The 15,632-nt window shown below is 40.8% G+C and carries 9 protein-coding genes; all 9 read right to left on the bottom strand.

What is annotated here, in order from left to right:
- Positions 1-44: 44 nt before the first annotated feature.
- The 9 genes from ACY8D0_RS05745 to ACY8D0_RS05705 all read right to left on the bottom strand — a co-directional run bounded on the left by ACY8D0_RS05745 (position 45) and on the right by ACY8D0_RS05705 (position 15,571).
- Positions 45-5,108 (bottom strand): rhamnogalacturonan lyase family protein, encoded by a 5,064-nt coding sequence (locus ACY8D0_RS05745; protein WP_462409515.1) that lies wholly within the window; start codon positions 5,106-5,108, stop codon positions 45-47.
- A 273-nt stretch (positions 5,109-5,381) separates the two neighbouring features.
- Positions 5,382-6,182, bottom strand: coding sequence for a polysaccharide deacetylase family protein (locus ACY8D0_RS05740; protein ID WP_462409514.1), 801 nt, complete (start codon positions 6,180-6,182; stop codon positions 5,382-5,384).
- Positions 6,183-6,233: 51 nt separating this feature from the next.
- On the bottom strand, positions 6,234-8,711 hold the full coding sequence (locus tag ACY8D0_RS05735; RefSeq protein WP_462409513.1) for a glycosylhydrolase-like jelly roll fold domain-containing protein: 2,478 nt from the start codon (positions 8,709-8,711) through the stop codon (positions 6,234-6,236).
- Positions 8,708-10,048: a glycoside hydrolase family 28 protein gene (locus ACY8D0_RS05730; protein WP_462409512.1), complete on the bottom strand. Its 1,341-nt coding sequence runs from the start codon at positions 10,046-10,048 to the stop codon at positions 8,708-8,710. Before ACY8D0_RS05730 ends, ACY8D0_RS05735 begins: the two co-directional genes overlap by 4 nt.
- A 72-nt stretch (positions 10,049-10,120) precedes the next feature.
- Complete coding sequence (locus tag ACY8D0_RS05725) at positions 10,121-10,750, bottom strand: YesL family protein (protein ID WP_462409511.1); 630 nt, start codon at positions 10,748-10,750, stop codon at positions 10,121-10,123.
- Between the two features lie 44 nt (positions 10,751-10,794).
- The gene (locus tag ACY8D0_RS05720; protein WP_462409510.1) at positions 10,795-10,926 is read right to left on the bottom strand and encodes a hypothetical protein; all 132 of its coding nucleotides are present in this window, start codon (positions 10,924-10,926) and stop codon (positions 10,795-10,797) included.
- 137 nt (positions 10,927-11,063) lie between these two features.
- Entirely contained in the window at positions 11,064-13,409 is a 2,346-nt protein-coding gene (locus tag ACY8D0_RS05715) for a helix-turn-helix domain-containing protein (RefSeq protein WP_462409509.1), read from the bottom strand.
- Between the two features lie 261 nt (positions 13,410-13,670).
- Entirely contained in the window at positions 13,671-14,552 is an 882-nt protein-coding gene (locus ACY8D0_RS05710) for a carbohydrate ABC transporter permease (protein ID WP_462409958.1), read from the bottom strand.
- Between the two features lie 35 nt (positions 14,553-14,587).
- Positions 14,588-15,571 carry an ABC transporter permease gene (locus ACY8D0_RS05705; protein WP_462409508.1) on the bottom strand — a complete coding sequence of 328 codons (984 nt, stop codon included), beginning with the start codon at positions 15,569-15,571 and terminating at the stop codon, positions 14,588-14,590.
- Between the last annotated feature and the right edge of the window lie 61 nt (positions 15,572-15,632).

Genomic DNA, 15,632 nt, shown 5'->3' with positions numbered 1-15,632 from the left:
AAAAGTCCCAAAGAAATGATAGCCTCTTTGGGACTTTTACTATTCTACTTCATTAACTCCTGAGTCAGTTGGATTAATAGTTTGGCTTGGTCTTCTTTGATGTCCTTATTCGTTCTGGCCTTCAATTCGTTGATAAAGGCATTCAGCTGGCCATCTCTGGCATTCTTGTTGCCTTGTTCTTGGGAAGCCTTAGCTGCATTCAGTTTAGTAACATAGGAATCCAGCACTTTACTGTCGCCGCCATTTTGCGATAGGAACGATCCAGTAAGTCTTCCTAAGCTGTCAAAGTCAACCGCTACCGTGATTGTGATCGATTTGGCTGAGCTGTTTCCGGCGACATCGGTTGCTTCTGCCTTAAAGGAGTGGCTTCCTAAACCAAGTTCATAAGCTGGCAAGGAAACATCCTCACATGTAGAAGTGGCAACTCCAGATAAAGTATCCGCTGCATGACAGGTGATACTAATTTGCTGGTCCACTGTGAAGACAGCGCCGTCTTCAACGGAGAATGTAATTTCCGGACCTGTTTGGTCAATATTGAACGAAACTGACTTTTTCGGTTCAACATTTCCGGCGTTATCGACACTCCAGTATTCCAGGGTATGTCTTCCATCTTGATTAACCGTGATGGTATTTCCTTGCTGCTCTGCTGTACCATCTAACGAATAGTAGGTTGCCTTAATACCAGATTGCCAGTCTATTCCGGTCAAACTCACCGTAACCGGACTATGGTACCAACCTTGTTGTTCTGCTCCTGTTACTTCATGTTGGGTGTCCGGCTCAATCCGATCCGGTAAGTCCACTACATCAATGCTCGGAACAGGCGGCTTCTCCATGTCTGTTCCTAGGAAGAAACTCGTATGCGGCGGTTGGTTATAGCCGACGTTCTGCCATGCGATTGATAATCGGTACTGAGGGTCATGCATTAAGGTGTAAATCCGATGTTCCGTTTCTTCGGTTGTCATGTATACCCGTAAGGCACTGCTGTCGTCCGTTCTCCAGATTACCTCTTCTCTCCAGTCGCCGAACAAGTCAGCCTGAAGGACAGGATTTCCTTTTGTGCTGTTATTGGACTGGGTTCCATCTGCCGTTAAAATGTTAACTAGCTTATTATTTTGATAATCCCACTTATCGATGGTTCCTACACCAGTTTTACTGATATCATCCCATTTGTGGTCGAGCAGTTCGCGGGATAGGTCTCCGTCCCACCAGATGGCAAAGTTGCTGGATGGAATATTTTCGGAAATTTTCTGGCCTTGTGCGGAATAGAGTCCGCCAACGGTACTGTTCCATTCGCCATTAATAGCCCATGCTTCTGTTCCCGGGTATCTTGGGTCAATATCGGCTGCCAATCCGCGGCCTGTATCTTCGCCAGTGTATGCGCCCCAAAGGACTTCACCGGTTTCTGCATCGTGCATTTCATATCCATACAAATCACTGTGCTCATGCACGGCGTACACTTCAAGCCCTGGTCGTGTAGGGTCAAGGTCACCCACATGTTGGGCATCTCCATGTCCTAAACCGGTTGCATATAAGCCGGTTCCGTCATCATCGATGACAGCCGCACCGTAATTAATTTCATCTTTACCGTCATGATCGACATCTGCAACGCTTAAATTATGGTAACCTTGTCCTGCATAATCCCCGTTACCTTCAGCGTTTGAGTCAAATACCCACTGCTTAGTCAATTTGCCGTCTTTAAAGGTATAAGCTGCAAGCACAGCTCTCGTATAATATCCGCGTGCCATGATAATACTTGGGGTTTCACCATTTAAGTAAGCCACTGCCGCCAAGAAACGGTCCACACGGTTACCGTAAGAGTCTCCCCATGCCGCAACATCCCCACGAGGCGGTTCATAGTCAATGGTATTGATGGCTTTACCAGTCTCTCCTTCAAATACAGTCATGTATTCTGACCCTTGAAGAACGTAACCAGAGCTGTTGCGGTGGTCAGCATCCGCTCTGCCAATGACATTGCCTTTACCGTCAATCGTTCCATCCGCGGTTTTAAAGACAATCTCCGCTTTTCCATCTCCATCAAAGTCGTAAACCAAGAATGGTGAATAGTGAGCGCCGGCGCGGATGTTTTTGCCTAAGTCAATCCGCCACTTAAACGTTCCATCCATTTCATAAGCATCCACATACACATTGCCTGTGTAACCTGCCTGCGAGTTATCCTTGGAGTTGGTTGGGTCCCATTTTAACACTAATTCATACTTTCCATCACCGTCTAAGTCGCCTACACTGGCATCATTGGCACGATAGGAATATGGATCACCAAGTGGAGTTACCCCATCTGCCGGCTTTTTAAGTGGAATATCAAAGTAATTTTGGTTCAACACGTTGGTTGTATCCTTTGATTTCCGTTCTTTGCCGTCAATCACTGCCCGAATTTCATAGGTCGATTCAGCTTTTCCGTCTTTATCCACATAGTTGGTGCTGGAAGTGATCGGATCAGAATTAATTTTTTCTCCGTCACGGTAAACGTTAAAGCTAATGCTGTCAGGGTCGGTTCCGAGCATTCTCCAGCTGACAAACACTCCTTCTTTCGTTTTCATCGCAACAGGAGCCCGGTCAAGTTCTTCCATTTGTCTTTTCAGCTTTGTGACCGCAGGTGTTTTTAATACTTTTGATTGTTCAGAAATACCACCTGCGTTAACGGCAGCAACCTTATAGAAGTAAGGAATCGTCGTTAAAACAGTCTCATCTTTGTAGGAAGCGATTTTCGATTTACCAATCAATTCGAACGTTCCGTTCTCCTTTTTGGAACGGTAGACATTATAGGTAATAGCTCCATCCACTTGGTCCCAGCTAATGGTCAGATCATTCTTGTTCACTTCGCCAGTCCTTAGATTGCTTGGTGCAGAGGGTTTTGGCTGTGCTGGATCAACCATCGACACTTTAAGTGATAGGGATGGATCTGTTTCCACACCTGCATTGTCTACTGTTGTAGCCACATACTCGTATTCCATTCCAACATCCACTGTTTTATCAGTATAAGATGTAGTGGTGGAGCTGCCGACTAACTTATATTCTTTAGTCCCGGCCACTTTGCGGTAAACATTATATTTGACCGCATCTTCAACCGCTTTCCATGATAAAGTCACATATGGGTTATCAGCATCCAATGACTTTTCATCCACTTTCAGCGCAGATGGAGCAATCAAAATTGGGGTAAGCTCCAATCCGTTGACAATGGCTGTGGAGCCGCCAAAGCTAAAATTCATTTGTCCATCTTTAACAGAAACTTGGGACACCACTTTAGTCGTATAGTTGTTTTTAGATGCAGAAATAGTGCCATAATCCTGGCCTTCTATCGCAAGTGTTGTTCTTGCACTTCCTAAGTAATCACCTACATATAGTTTTACGGCATAAAGTCCATTTGGAACATCCACATTGAACTTCCAACCTACGTTAAAATAGCCCAGCCAATCACGGGTGACATCATCTCCTGTCTTGCGGTCACGGCCAATCATACCAGTGGCATCGACAATCCCGTATCCTCTTTGAGCAGTATACACCGTCGACAGGTTTACTTCTGTATAGCCTTGTGCTGCCGGACTTCCAGCGATTCCAAAGTCATATTTCAACGTTGCTTGTTTCGTTGTAAATTGCTTAACATCTGATTTTTCGGATTCACCTTTTCCATTGACTGCGATTACATAAACATCATACGTTTTCCCATCTTCCATACCCGTAATACTTAATCTTGGGATGGTAGATGACCCAATCATCTTATAATCACTGTCAGACGATAGTTTTCGGTAAACCCGGTAGATGTCTGCACCTTCTACTTGTTTCCAAGTCAAAAGTGCACCGGCATTACTTACACTGCTTACGACCACATCAGCCGGCTTTTCAGGAAGGTTAGCTGGCGGTTCAATACCTGTCACATACTGAGATAGCGGAATATTTAGGTTTTTAATCTCATCCGACACCATACGTGCGAGCTGGATTGCACCGTATTCTTGGAAGTGGGTATTATCCTGTGACCCATTCGGGAATGCGGTATATACACCTGGGTCTGTATGTAAAAATACAGAAAGGGATCCTTCAGGGCCAATCGTGTCATAATAAGCACGGCTTCGGGCACTTAAATCGACGACATCCACATTTAGTTCGGCAGCCACTTCTTTCATTCCCTGAACATATTCCGGGAAGCTGACATTGAACTTACCTGTCTCAGCATTAAAATCACGTCGGCCAACCGGGGTTACCAAAATCGGAGTGGCACCACGCTGACGCGCGCCGTTAATATAAGTTTTTAAATAATTCTTATAATCAGGTACGGATGCATAACGCTCTGGTATACTGATGGTTGCATCGTTATGGCCAAACTGAATTAAGAAATAGTCACCCGGTTTAATTTCATTCAAGATGGCATCTAAACGTCCTTCATTTATGAATGATTTTGTGCTTCTTCCGCCAATCGCTTTATTCTGGAATGTGATATCAGAGCTAAAAAAGCGGGGAATCATTTGGCCCCATCCGGCTTGCGGCTGCCAGTATGCATCATATGTCTGGACCGTTGAGTCACCGGCGATATAGACAGTTGGCAATTCGGCAGCCAATCTCGCCGGGAGTTTCTCGATGATGATTCCGTTTACCTTTGGAGTAGTACCCGTAAATTCAAAATTTAATTGCCCATCTACGAGTGATATGGTAAAAGTCCGTTCAATAAAGGCACCTTTTTGAATATCAGTGTTTTGAATTTTCTGGATATTTTCTGCCTTAATACCTGTATTTGCAGTGTCTTGGGCATCCCCCGCAATGACAGTCACAGAATAATCACCATATGGTAAATCTACGTTAAAGGATGTCTCAGTTGTTGTAATAAAATCTGATTTCAAGGGGTCTGCTGTGTTTCGATCTGTTGAGGTTACCTTGGAGATATCAGCAAAACCATAGCCTGTCTCTGCTGAATAAGCTGTTTCTGAAGATACTTTGGTGTAGCTGTCTTGCACCGGACTAGTTGGTGTGCCAAAGTCAAATTTTTTCACTACAGTTGATTCTTCCGCCGATACTTGGTAAGGTACTGCCGGTAAAGCTGTAATGATTAATAAAAGACTAAGAAAAATGGCAAAAAACTTATTTATTTTTCTTTCTTTCATTTGAAATGCCTTCCTCCCCTGCTAAAATAAAAAAAGTTTTTATTCAAAATCTCTCATTTTTCTCCTAAAAATCACATCCTTTCCAGCACTTGGTAACGTTTACAATGTGTATATTAGCTCTATGAACTATTTTCAGATAGAAAAAAATCAGTTATTCTTGTTTAAAAATCAGAGGTTAGTAGAAAATAGTACTTTTTACCTACTTGTAAACAGGACTTCTAGCATAAAAAAAGCGGTGAAAGACGATTCATCTTCCACCACTTTTTTCCATTGCTATGCCAGTGCAACCTGCTTCCCGGCTTTTACCTCTACTATATTACTGTCAACACTCAGCCAAACAGACATCGCGGATGGATTATATACAAAACTACTATCTGCCGAGAACTTAAGGTTTTGGAAAGCCTTGAAATAATCTACAATTTCAATGTTAGTCGCATACCAAATATCACTCCGCTGGCCGATAAACTTACAAAAGTTCTCTATCAAATCCCAATTTTGATCATTGTCAAACTCATAGCTATGGCCCCATACATACATCATGTACAAGTATTGTTTTTTATGGAGCTGGACAAATTCCTCTGCCAGTTTCATTAAATCCCGTTTATGATGGCAGGTTGGATTCCATTCGTGAAAATCATCCGGAATGGAAAAGTTCATTGTGCTATGGACAGTTCTTGCATATTCAATTCCCAAATATGGCAGCATTTCTTTGATTAATCGATTATAAGAACCATTGGGATAGGATAGTCCCCTAACCGTATATCCTGCAATTTTCTCCAATCCTTTCCGGTCTTCCATGACTTCCTCAATAATTTGTTCTTTGGGAGATCTGGCAATGGTCGGATGTGTTACTGTATGGGTTGAGATTTCATGTCCCTTATACAGCTGCGCGACCTCCTCATGGGGAATCCGGTCCCCGGTCCCAAATAGCCCGGAATTAATATGAAACGTTCCCTTAATTCCATTTTCATTAAAGATTTCTACTAATCTTCTATCGGCTGCCCTGCCATCGTCGTAACTCATAGTTAATACCTTATGTTTTCCTTCAGGAAAAGTCATAATCACTTTGGGCATAACAATACCTCCCATTCTATTAAAATCAATCGCAATCAAAGCATCATTTATTTATTGATAAAGTTTTAATGTCACCGGGCCAATCAGTCCGGATTTAACCGGTTCCTTGGCATATTCGTTTGCCTTACTATTGGTAACGATTACTTTTATGCTCAAGTGTTCATTGTCGGCAAATTGGGTGATGTCAAAAAGATACGGACCCCACAGCTTTACTCCTGCGGTTTTCCCGTTAACCATTACTTCAGCCAGTTCGCAAACCTCACCTAAATTCAATTCAGCCTTTTTATATTCTTTTATCGAATGAACAGTCACGTTAGACTCATAAATAGATTCCCCGGAAAAATATTTCATCTCTTCAAACTCAGTCAAAGAAACCAAGTCTTTGAGTGGTTTTTCATGACAGAAAGGATTGGTTACAGTCCAATTGTCGACACGAACATTCATCTTCGGCTTAGATTCTGTATAACCCTTTGCAAATGATGGCGTTCCATCTGAGTTTACACAAATAATGGCCGACTCCCGGCGCTGCAAGGAAAGCTTGAACCTTGTATAGGTATCATCCGCTCCCTTAATCTCCAATGCCTCTATAATAGAATTCCAAGCATCCCATCTTTCTAGTGCGCCATGACACTTCACAGCCAATTCACCTTCTATGGCATGGTCGTCTTCATTCACTAAAACGTAAAAATCAATGCCTTCTTTTACAATATGGGTAACCCGTAACCCAGGATTAATCGGTGTTAAATAAACATCCCGGGAAAGGACACGATCAATCGCGCCGATTAAGCTGTTATAGTTATAGATTTGGATAACATTGCCAGATAATGGGAGATTGTTCCTTCCAGGATTATAAACAATCACCGCTCCGCCGTTTTCAAGAAACAGATTGAGTTTAAGGGCAAGGTCATTTGAAACGAGTTGTTCAAGATTCTCAATAATAAGAACTCGATAATTTTGGTTTTGTATTTTCACTTTATTTTTCTCAAGAATACAATCTTGAAGAAAAAGTTCTTCTTCTAGATAATTAAATTCAATCTGATTAGTATATAATGGTTCGGCAATTTTCCATGGAAGATGATCTTCTTCGCATAAAATGGCGATATCCGTTACATTCGTGCATTCACTCAACAACCAAGACATGCGTCGTTCGTAATCTGCAATATTCTTATAATATTTCCACCATGCGTTATGAGGACCATTATCCGGTGCACGTTCATTCAGTCGTTCACCTTCAATAGAATAATAGAATGCATGCGGATAAAGTTTGTTCACGCCCCGAACGAACAGCCAGTCAACAAACCATTTCATATCATCTACTGAAAATTGCCATTGGTGTCCGTTTGGACCGCAGCAGCCAAAAACTTCATTGGCATTGCGCGGCAAACCACGATGCCGTGCTGCATCCGATGAACATTTTCCTAATGTACTGTCACGGCCGGTGATTCCTTTATTATCTTCCGGACCCACCCATCTCCACACCAAATCCTGGCCTGGCAGTTGAAAGTATTTTAAAAATCCAATATCGTCACTTGTTTCAGGATGTCCTGTCAATTGAATGCCATGACTATCACACCATTCCGAAATCGGACGGTAGTAAGTTTCTTGAAGCCGTTTGTTGACGGTCTTTTTAAAATTTCTCCTCTTGATGTTGGTGTCAGATCCAACGTTAAACCATAGTGATAATAAATCCGTGCTGTCATTTCCATGTTCCTGATAATAGTCCATAAAGCCGATTGTCCATGGCTTAATTTTTTCGGTGTCCACACAGCGTCCAACCACACTCGGTTCATCGGTGAAAAGCGCTTCGATCGTATTCCCAAAGTACTCCTTCAAGTGTTCGTAATAGACATCATGCGTCACACGAATAAACTTTTGCATGGCATCGGGATTTAATAAATCCCCTGCCGGCGGTGCTCCAGGCTCACCATCATCTTCACCGAAATGAATTCCGCGCACTGTTCCTTTTGAAAAAGTAGAAATAAGGGACACCACGAACCAATCGCCCGGCTCGGTCGGTTCAAACGAAACTGTATTGTTTTGAACTTCCAAAGAAATAATGGATTGGGGATCAATTTCATTTTCTCCGACAAATTTCGCAGCCGCCGCGAGAACTATCTCCTCGTATTCCTCTAAGCTTTCTTCAATTTGTGTATATCCGCTTGCTGGGTGCAACGACATTCTTAAGCCGCGTGCGGCATACTCCGGATTATTTTCAACTACCTTGCCATGGGCTGATCCCGATGGATACATGCCCTCATCATAGATAATCACCTTCATTCCTAACTGAGTGGTTTCCTCCATGATAAATTGCATTAAATCCATAAACTTCGGCCCTAAATATTCGATATCCTTTGGTATGCCAATTCGTGGATGGGCAACCACGCCGAGAACTCCTTTAGATTTGAAATCTCTCAATTGTCTAGAAATCTCTTCTTTCGTAAGATCCCCATTTAAAAACCAAAAGGGAAAAACAGAATACTCTGCGGATGGATTTTGAAACTGGTTTATTAATTGTTGTAATTGGCTCATTGGCTCACCTTCTTTTGTAAATTCACTACCTTAGGCAGTTCTACATTTTGACAGTTTTCCGTTACGATGTCTTCATCCGACTCGATATGCAGCCTGACATTGTTCATTTTCCAATCTTTTATATTCTTTATGTATCCAGCACCTTTTGCATATATTTCAATATCATGGAAGTTTACATGATGAATCGGCTTCTCCAAAAATGCAGCAACGGCAAACGCTACCTTAGCATCCGATGCTTTCAAATTAAAAATTTCCATATTTTTAAATTCAGGTATTCCTAATTCGGGCGGATTAACTTTTTTAGCCAGTACTTTCCAATGTTCAGGAACTTCTCCTTTATAATCTACTGGAATTTCACAGTAGCTATATTTTGGATGCCAGTTTAATTCAAAGATTAACGGATGTGCCACGTCTGTCATTTCAATGTCATGAACAATAATATTTTCAATTAAACCGCCCCGTGTTTTGGCAGATTTTAGTCTGAACCCGTTGTTTGTTTTATTAGCTTTGATGTTATAAAATTCAATATTTCTGATGTCTCCTGACGTTTCACTGCCGATAGTGATCCCTTCGCCATGTCCGAGCACACAATTCCGGACAGTAACGTCTTGACATGGACGTTTCACGCGCAGTCCATCATAATCGCGCCCGGCCTTAATGCACAAATTATCGTCATTGCAGTCAACAAAACAATTTTCAACCAATACATGTTCTGATGAATCGATATCGACTCCATCTGTGCTTGGTCCCTTACTATCAGTAATGGTTAAGCCATTCACTTGAATATGATGGGAATAACAAATATGAACGTTCCAGAAAGGGGAACGTATCAAGCTTAATCCAGATAGTTCCACTTCACTGGATTCGTGAACAATGATCATGCGCGGACGTTTGCAGTCATAATCAACAGCCCAGCGCAACCCCTGGGCTTCGTAAAATTTCCGCATTCCCCCCAGTTTATCTTCCCCCCAATACTTTTTCCACCAATACTCCCCCTGGCCATTTAGGAGGCCTTTTCCTGTAATTTTCACATTTTTTTGATGGAAGACATTAATGAGCCCGGCTGGCCAATTCATTTCTACTCCTGCAACGCGTGACCACATTTCCGGATAGGCTGATTCATCCACAATCCCTCGAATTTCCACACCTTCATCAATTCTTAATTCCACATTGGATTTGACAAAAAGAGAACCCGTTAAGTAAATTCCAGGATCAAAAACAACGGTTCCCCCCGATTCAGCCGCATCATCGATTGCAGTTTGAATGGCTTCTGTTGCACGGGTTTTGCCATCGCCAATTGCCCCATATTCGCACACATTAAAATATTTATTCTGCATGTACATCCTCCCTAATGATATTCCCGATCCGCTCCACCAAATTTCGCCAATCCACATACAGATGCATTAATCTCATTTTGAGAGAGATGCTTGTATCCGTTCTGCTTTGGAAAATGCAAAAAATGCTGACCACATCAAAATCACGGATAATAAGCTGCCGCAAAACAGGGGGATAAGTCCTGGGATTGTCGTCAGTAAAAGGTAGATTGCTACAACGCCAATTGCCATCAAGCCTGTCGAAAGCGGATTGAATAGCATGATGAAGAACGATGTTTTGAATACCTGATGAACTTTAAGCTCATAATGAACAAACGTCGGAAACACATAGCACAATGTTAATATATATCCTAAGCAAATAAGTAACACAGGATAATAGATTAAATTCATAACCCCACCGGTGCTTTTAAGCAAGTGTAGATCAACATATAAGAAGTACCCAAGAATCACAATAATGAGTCCGAGGAGGTTACTTTTCAGAAACTCCTTTTTGTAAGACTCCCAGAAAGTTTTAAACACGGGAACATCAAAATTCCCCATCAACAGTTTCCTCACCACGACAAACATGGCGATGGTTGCAGGAAAAAATCCAAATACCCCTAACCCGGCAACCGAAAAGGCAAGCCATAAAATATTAAGATACGCTAATTTCAAAATCCACTCGCAAAGTTTATATAGCGCTCCTGTAAGCCCATTCATTTGCATAGAAATTACCTCCTGTAGCCTTAATAGATTGTAAAAAGAAATGTCTAAAAAATGTAATCGGTTACGTTTAAAAGTAATCTAAGCTTTTCCTTCAAATCCAGCCCTGTATATCCGGCTAAAGAGGTCATGGGATTTGCGTAAAGGCATTCACCTTTTTCAAACCGAGTACTGCTCATAACAAAATCCCTCCTATGATTTAAAGGAAATGTGCTTTTCTAACTTAATATAAAGGGATAAAACTTTTCCTACAACCATACTTTTGTGTAATCATGAAAAAACGGCTGTTCATAAAAAAAAGTGATGGTTAACCCCGTTAACCATCACTTCCTGCTTTCATTTGATTTGCTTCTTGATTCAGCTTTCGGTATTGGCTCGGTGGAATACCGATTTGTTTTTTGAAAATCCTGTTGAAATAACTATGCCTGTATCCCACGCTCTCGGCAATATCATTTATTTTGATATCGGAATGGATTAATAAGTCTTTTGCTTTATCAATTCTTAATTGTGTTAAGTAATCAATAAAGTTAATACCGATAATCTGTTTAAAAGCTTTGCTCAGCGTATAAGGGTTCGTTCCCACTTCATCGGCACAACTTTCTAACGATATATCATCCATATACCTTTCCTGAATGGTAATAACGACCTTTTCTATAATACATTTTAATTCCATATTCATGCGGCTCTCGAGTTTATCTATATAAGGGCCGATTACTTCTGTTGTAAACCAAGTTACAATTCTCTCAGGGTCACGGATATTAGAAAGTTCATCCATCATGTTTTTTCCGTTAAAAAGGTCAAGCGGATGGATTCCTGAATGCAATATTTCATGCTGAATACTGCTAAAGAGTTGAATCACAGCCTGTTGCAGGAATATTTCACTGATTCCTTTACGAATAAATTCCTGAATGAATTTGTTAATTAATGCTTCGATTTCTTCAACTTGGCCCATTCGAATGGCTTGAATAATTTCTTTTTCAACGGCAAACGGATATTGAAAATCACTATTTCCCGAATGCTTATACTTACGCAAGTCGATAATCTGATTGCTATTCTCATAGATTCGGAATCGGATGCCTGTTTTTACATCTTCAAAAATATAAGGTATTTTCTTTACGCTGTCGGTCTTATCGCTAATGGTTATGGTTACATGCATATTAATAACCTGATTGACAGTTTCACTCACATCTTCTGCAAAGTGATGCAAATCCTCTTCAATGGCATGTTCTGGTGTATAAATAACCAACATTCCTACCGAGAAGTCGGAAAACTTGATAATATCGAATTGTGAAAACATTCTTTGAGCCAATTCTTCCATGATATTAGCCGCCATATACGTGACTACTCCATGATCATTAGGGGGGGTACTTTCTTTGGAACCGGATGGTCCAGTCAGTTGAAGCCCAATAGCAATAAAATTCTGATTTTTCACATTCCAACCATAGGTCTCCATGCGTTGGCGCAAGTCCTCTTCATTGTAGTGATGTAAATCCCCCTGAACCAGTTGATAAAGGAAGTTGTCTTTTAATTCGGTTAATTGCTCAGAAAGCCGGCTTTGGAGTAAATTGCTTTTTTGCGACAACTCTTTCCATTGCTGCTCTATAATGGAAAACGCATCCTTACCGATTTTCTTCCAATTATCGGTATCATCCTCCGAAAATACTCGCATCAGATTTCGGATTGGCGCATAAATACGCTGTGAAGTAAACCATGACAAAATGATTGCCAAAAGAAGGGCCGAACCACTGATAATCATGATTAATCTTGATATAAACAAAATAGGTTTTGTAATGGATGTCATTGGTGAAGCAGAAATATAGGTCCATTGGGATTGAATTCGGCTAAAATGGCCAAAAGAAATCAAATAGTTTATATTTTTATATTCAAATTGAAACGATCCGCTCTCATTCTTTTGTTTACCCAATTCCTTTTTTAGTACATTCATAAAGTTGGATTGACCGGTACTGTTTGAAGAAAGCAGTAATTCATCCTGTTCATTTAAAAGAAATGTGGCTCCATGATCATAGGGATTTAATGTTTTCAATAGATTGAGAGCTTTGTCATGGTCAATCTTAACAATAATCGCACCGAATGGTACCTTATTAATGATTGGAATATTGCTGACAAATGCCAGAGTCGAGGTTTTCTGTCCTTTGGCCGGCGATATTTCTTCCCAATGGAGTCTAGTTCCTTTTGACAGCATATTTTGATAAACTTGGTTCTCTTTTTCATCCAATACATTGTAATTCGTGTTAAATAGCACTGGTTTATCCGAATCCAAATAAAGTTCAGCACCGCTTATCAAATTATGGCTGCCTTCCAATAGCCCCAAAGTTTTGGTAATGTCATTTGTTTCCGTAAACTGTTTGACAAAATCAATATTTTTTAAGTTGTCTCCAAATCGAGGCTCAAACGCCCAATGGGTTGTGTATTCCTCAATGTATTTAAATTGCTCATCAATATTTTTTGCCCGCTGATAAGTTTGGCTTGCGTTGGATGCTCGAAGTTCATTTTCTACCTTACCAACGGCAAACCAATAGATTCCTAAACCTATAATCAATCCTGGTATACTGGTAATTAGTAAGATGAGAATAAAGCTATTCCTATGGTAGCTTCCTTGCCATAAGTTTTTCATTTTAGCAATCATGTTTGTAGGTCCCATTAAAAACACTCCGTTGCCTAAGCATCATTTATATGGTAATAAGACTATTATGGCATAACTATTTACAATTCGAAAGCGCTTTAATGAAAAAGTTTTGTGACATCCCACAAAAAAACACAGCACTGCAGATTCTCTTACCCACCAAAACCCACAAACAAAGAATATTTTCCCGTCTTTTAACAAAATGAATAAAGACTAGTTTTTAATGGACCAATACGATCCATTATAAACTAGTCTTTATTTCTCAAAATATAAAATCTATCATCCTTTTACAGATCCCAGCAGCATTCCTTGGGCAAAGTGCTTTTGCAGGAACGGATAAACGATTAATATTGGCAAGGTGGCCACAACCACTACAGCCAATTTCAAAGATTGGGCAGGTGGAGCTACATATTCACCCATCTGAGTCGTATCTGCCAGATTACCTTGCGATAAAATAATAATTTGCTGTAACAGCACTTGTACTGGCCATTTTGTTGCATCACTAATATACAATAAGGCATGGAAGAAATCGTTCCAAATCCCCACCGCATAGAATAACGTAAAAGTCGCAAGAACTGGTGTCGATAATGGTAAAATAATCCTCCAAAAAATCCCCATTTCTGTACAACCATCCATCTTAGCTGCTTCCTCTAATTCATTCGGAATCCCTTGAAAGAAAGTTTTGACAATAATTAAGTTAAATGGATTAATTGCCCCTGGCAGGATCATAGACCAATATGAATCCAACAATCCCAGTGATTTAACCACAATGTAAGTCGGAATCATACCGCCGCTGAATAGCATCGAAAAGATAACTAGGTTCAAAAAGAAATTACGTCCCAATAAATTACTTCTCGATAACGGATAGGCCATGGTAAAGGTAAAAAACAGACAAACGATCGTCCCGACTACGGTGATACCTATCGATACGAGTAAACTCCGTGAAAATGTCGCAGTAGAGAAAATATATTGATAGGCATCGAGCGTAAATGTTTTCGGCCAGATAAAAAAGCTTCTCGTTGTCAGCTCAGCCTCCGTTGCAAAAGACCCTGCAATGATATACAGAAATGGCAGAATCATCAGAACTCCAATGATTCCTAGAAAAATAACGTTAAATCCATCAAATACGCGCCCTGCACGTGTATTATGCATTTTTGGCATCGACATACGCCACACCTCCTCGATGATACACCATTTTAAAAGATTCCTTCTTCTCCAAATTTCTTGGCTAGTTTGTTCGATCCCAACACCAAGATGATTCCGATGACTGATTTAAACAAGCCGACCGCCGTACTATAACTGTACGCACCTTGGGTAATCCCGACAAAATAAACATATGTGTCAAAAACGTCCGCAACACCGCGGTTTAGTGAATTACTCATCAAATAGATTTGTTGGAAACCGGTATCCAGAAAACGTCCAAGCTGCAAAATCAGCATAACGATAATGGTGCTTCTAATCGCAGGCAACGTGACATGCCATAACCGTCTGAATCTTCCGGCGCCGTCTACAATCGCTGCTTCATATTGCTCTTTATCAACGGATGTGAGCGCGGCTAAAAAGATTACGGTTCCCCAGCCAGTTTCTTTCCAAATAATCTGTAACATAATTAATGGGCGGAACCACTCTGGAGCAGAAAGAAAATCCATTTTCCTGCCATAAATTTGCTCGACGATTTCATTCACAACACCACCGCTAGTTGTAAAAAAGACATACGTGATACTGGCAATGATGACCCAGGACATAAAGTGCGGCACATAGATAAAGGTTTGCATAACCCTCTTATACGAATTACTGCGCAATTCATTTAGCAATAATGATAAGATAATCGGAGCCGGAAAGAAAAACACCAAATTCAACACCGCAAAGATGGCCGTATTTTTCAATAATCTGAAGAAATCCGGATTTTTAAAGAAGTTGGTAAAGTTATCAAAGCCGACCCAGTCACTAGCAAACACGCCCTTAAATGGTGAATAATCCTGAAAGGCAATGACCACTCCCCACATTGGCAGATATTTGAATATGATAAAATAAGCTAAACCAGGGAGCAACAGGACATACAGCCATTTATCCCTTATGATGCGTTGAAGTGGAGTTATATTTGATTTTGCTTTTGTGTTTACTTCTGTTTTTAGGCCGCTTAATTCCGTTTCAACGGTCTGTGCATCAGCTCTTTCCATTGTTCCTCTCCTTCCACTTAACAAATTCTTTTTTTGAAACAGGCAGCTATGGAAACTGCCT

The sequence above is a fragment of the Neobacillus camarae genome (assembly GCF_054950115.1).
This window is presented reverse-complemented; position numbering and strand designations above follow the sequence as displayed.

Excerpts from the sequence above, each read along its gene's own strand:
- ACY8D0_RS05745 (WP_462409515.1), bottom strand. The coding sequence starts at position 5,108 with ATGAAAGAAAGAAAAATAAATAAGTTTTTTGCCATTTTTCTTAGTCTT.
- ACY8D0_RS05740 (WP_462409514.1), bottom strand. The coding sequence starts at position 6,182 with ATGCCCAAAGTGATTATGACTTTTCCTGAAGGAAAACATAAGGTATTA.
- ACY8D0_RS05735 (WP_462409513.1), bottom strand. The coding sequence starts at position 8,711 with ATGAGCCAATTACAACAATTAATAAACCAGTTTCAAAATCCATCCGCA.
- ACY8D0_RS05730 (WP_462409512.1), bottom strand. The coding sequence starts at position 10,048 with ATGCAGAATAAATATTTTAATGTGTGCGAATATGGGGCAATTGGCGAT.
- ACY8D0_RS05725 (WP_462409511.1), bottom strand. The coding sequence starts at position 10,750 with ATGCAAATGAATGGGCTTACAGGAGCGCTATATAAACTTTGCGAGTGG.
- ACY8D0_RS05720 (WP_462409510.1), bottom strand. The coding sequence starts at position 10,926 with ATGAGCAGTACTCGGTTTGAAAAAGGTGAATGCCTTTACGCAAATCCC.
- ACY8D0_RS05715 (WP_462409509.1), bottom strand. The coding sequence starts at position 13,409 with ATGGGACCTACAAACATGATTGCTAAAATGAAAAACTTATGGCAAGGA.
- ACY8D0_RS05710 (WP_462409958.1), bottom strand. The coding sequence starts at position 14,552 with ATGCCAAAAATGCATAATACACGTGCAGGGCGCGTATTTGATGGATTT.
- ACY8D0_RS05705 (WP_462409508.1), bottom strand. The coding sequence starts at position 15,571 with ATGGAAAGAGCTGATGCACAGACCGTTGAAACGGAATTAAGCGGCCTA.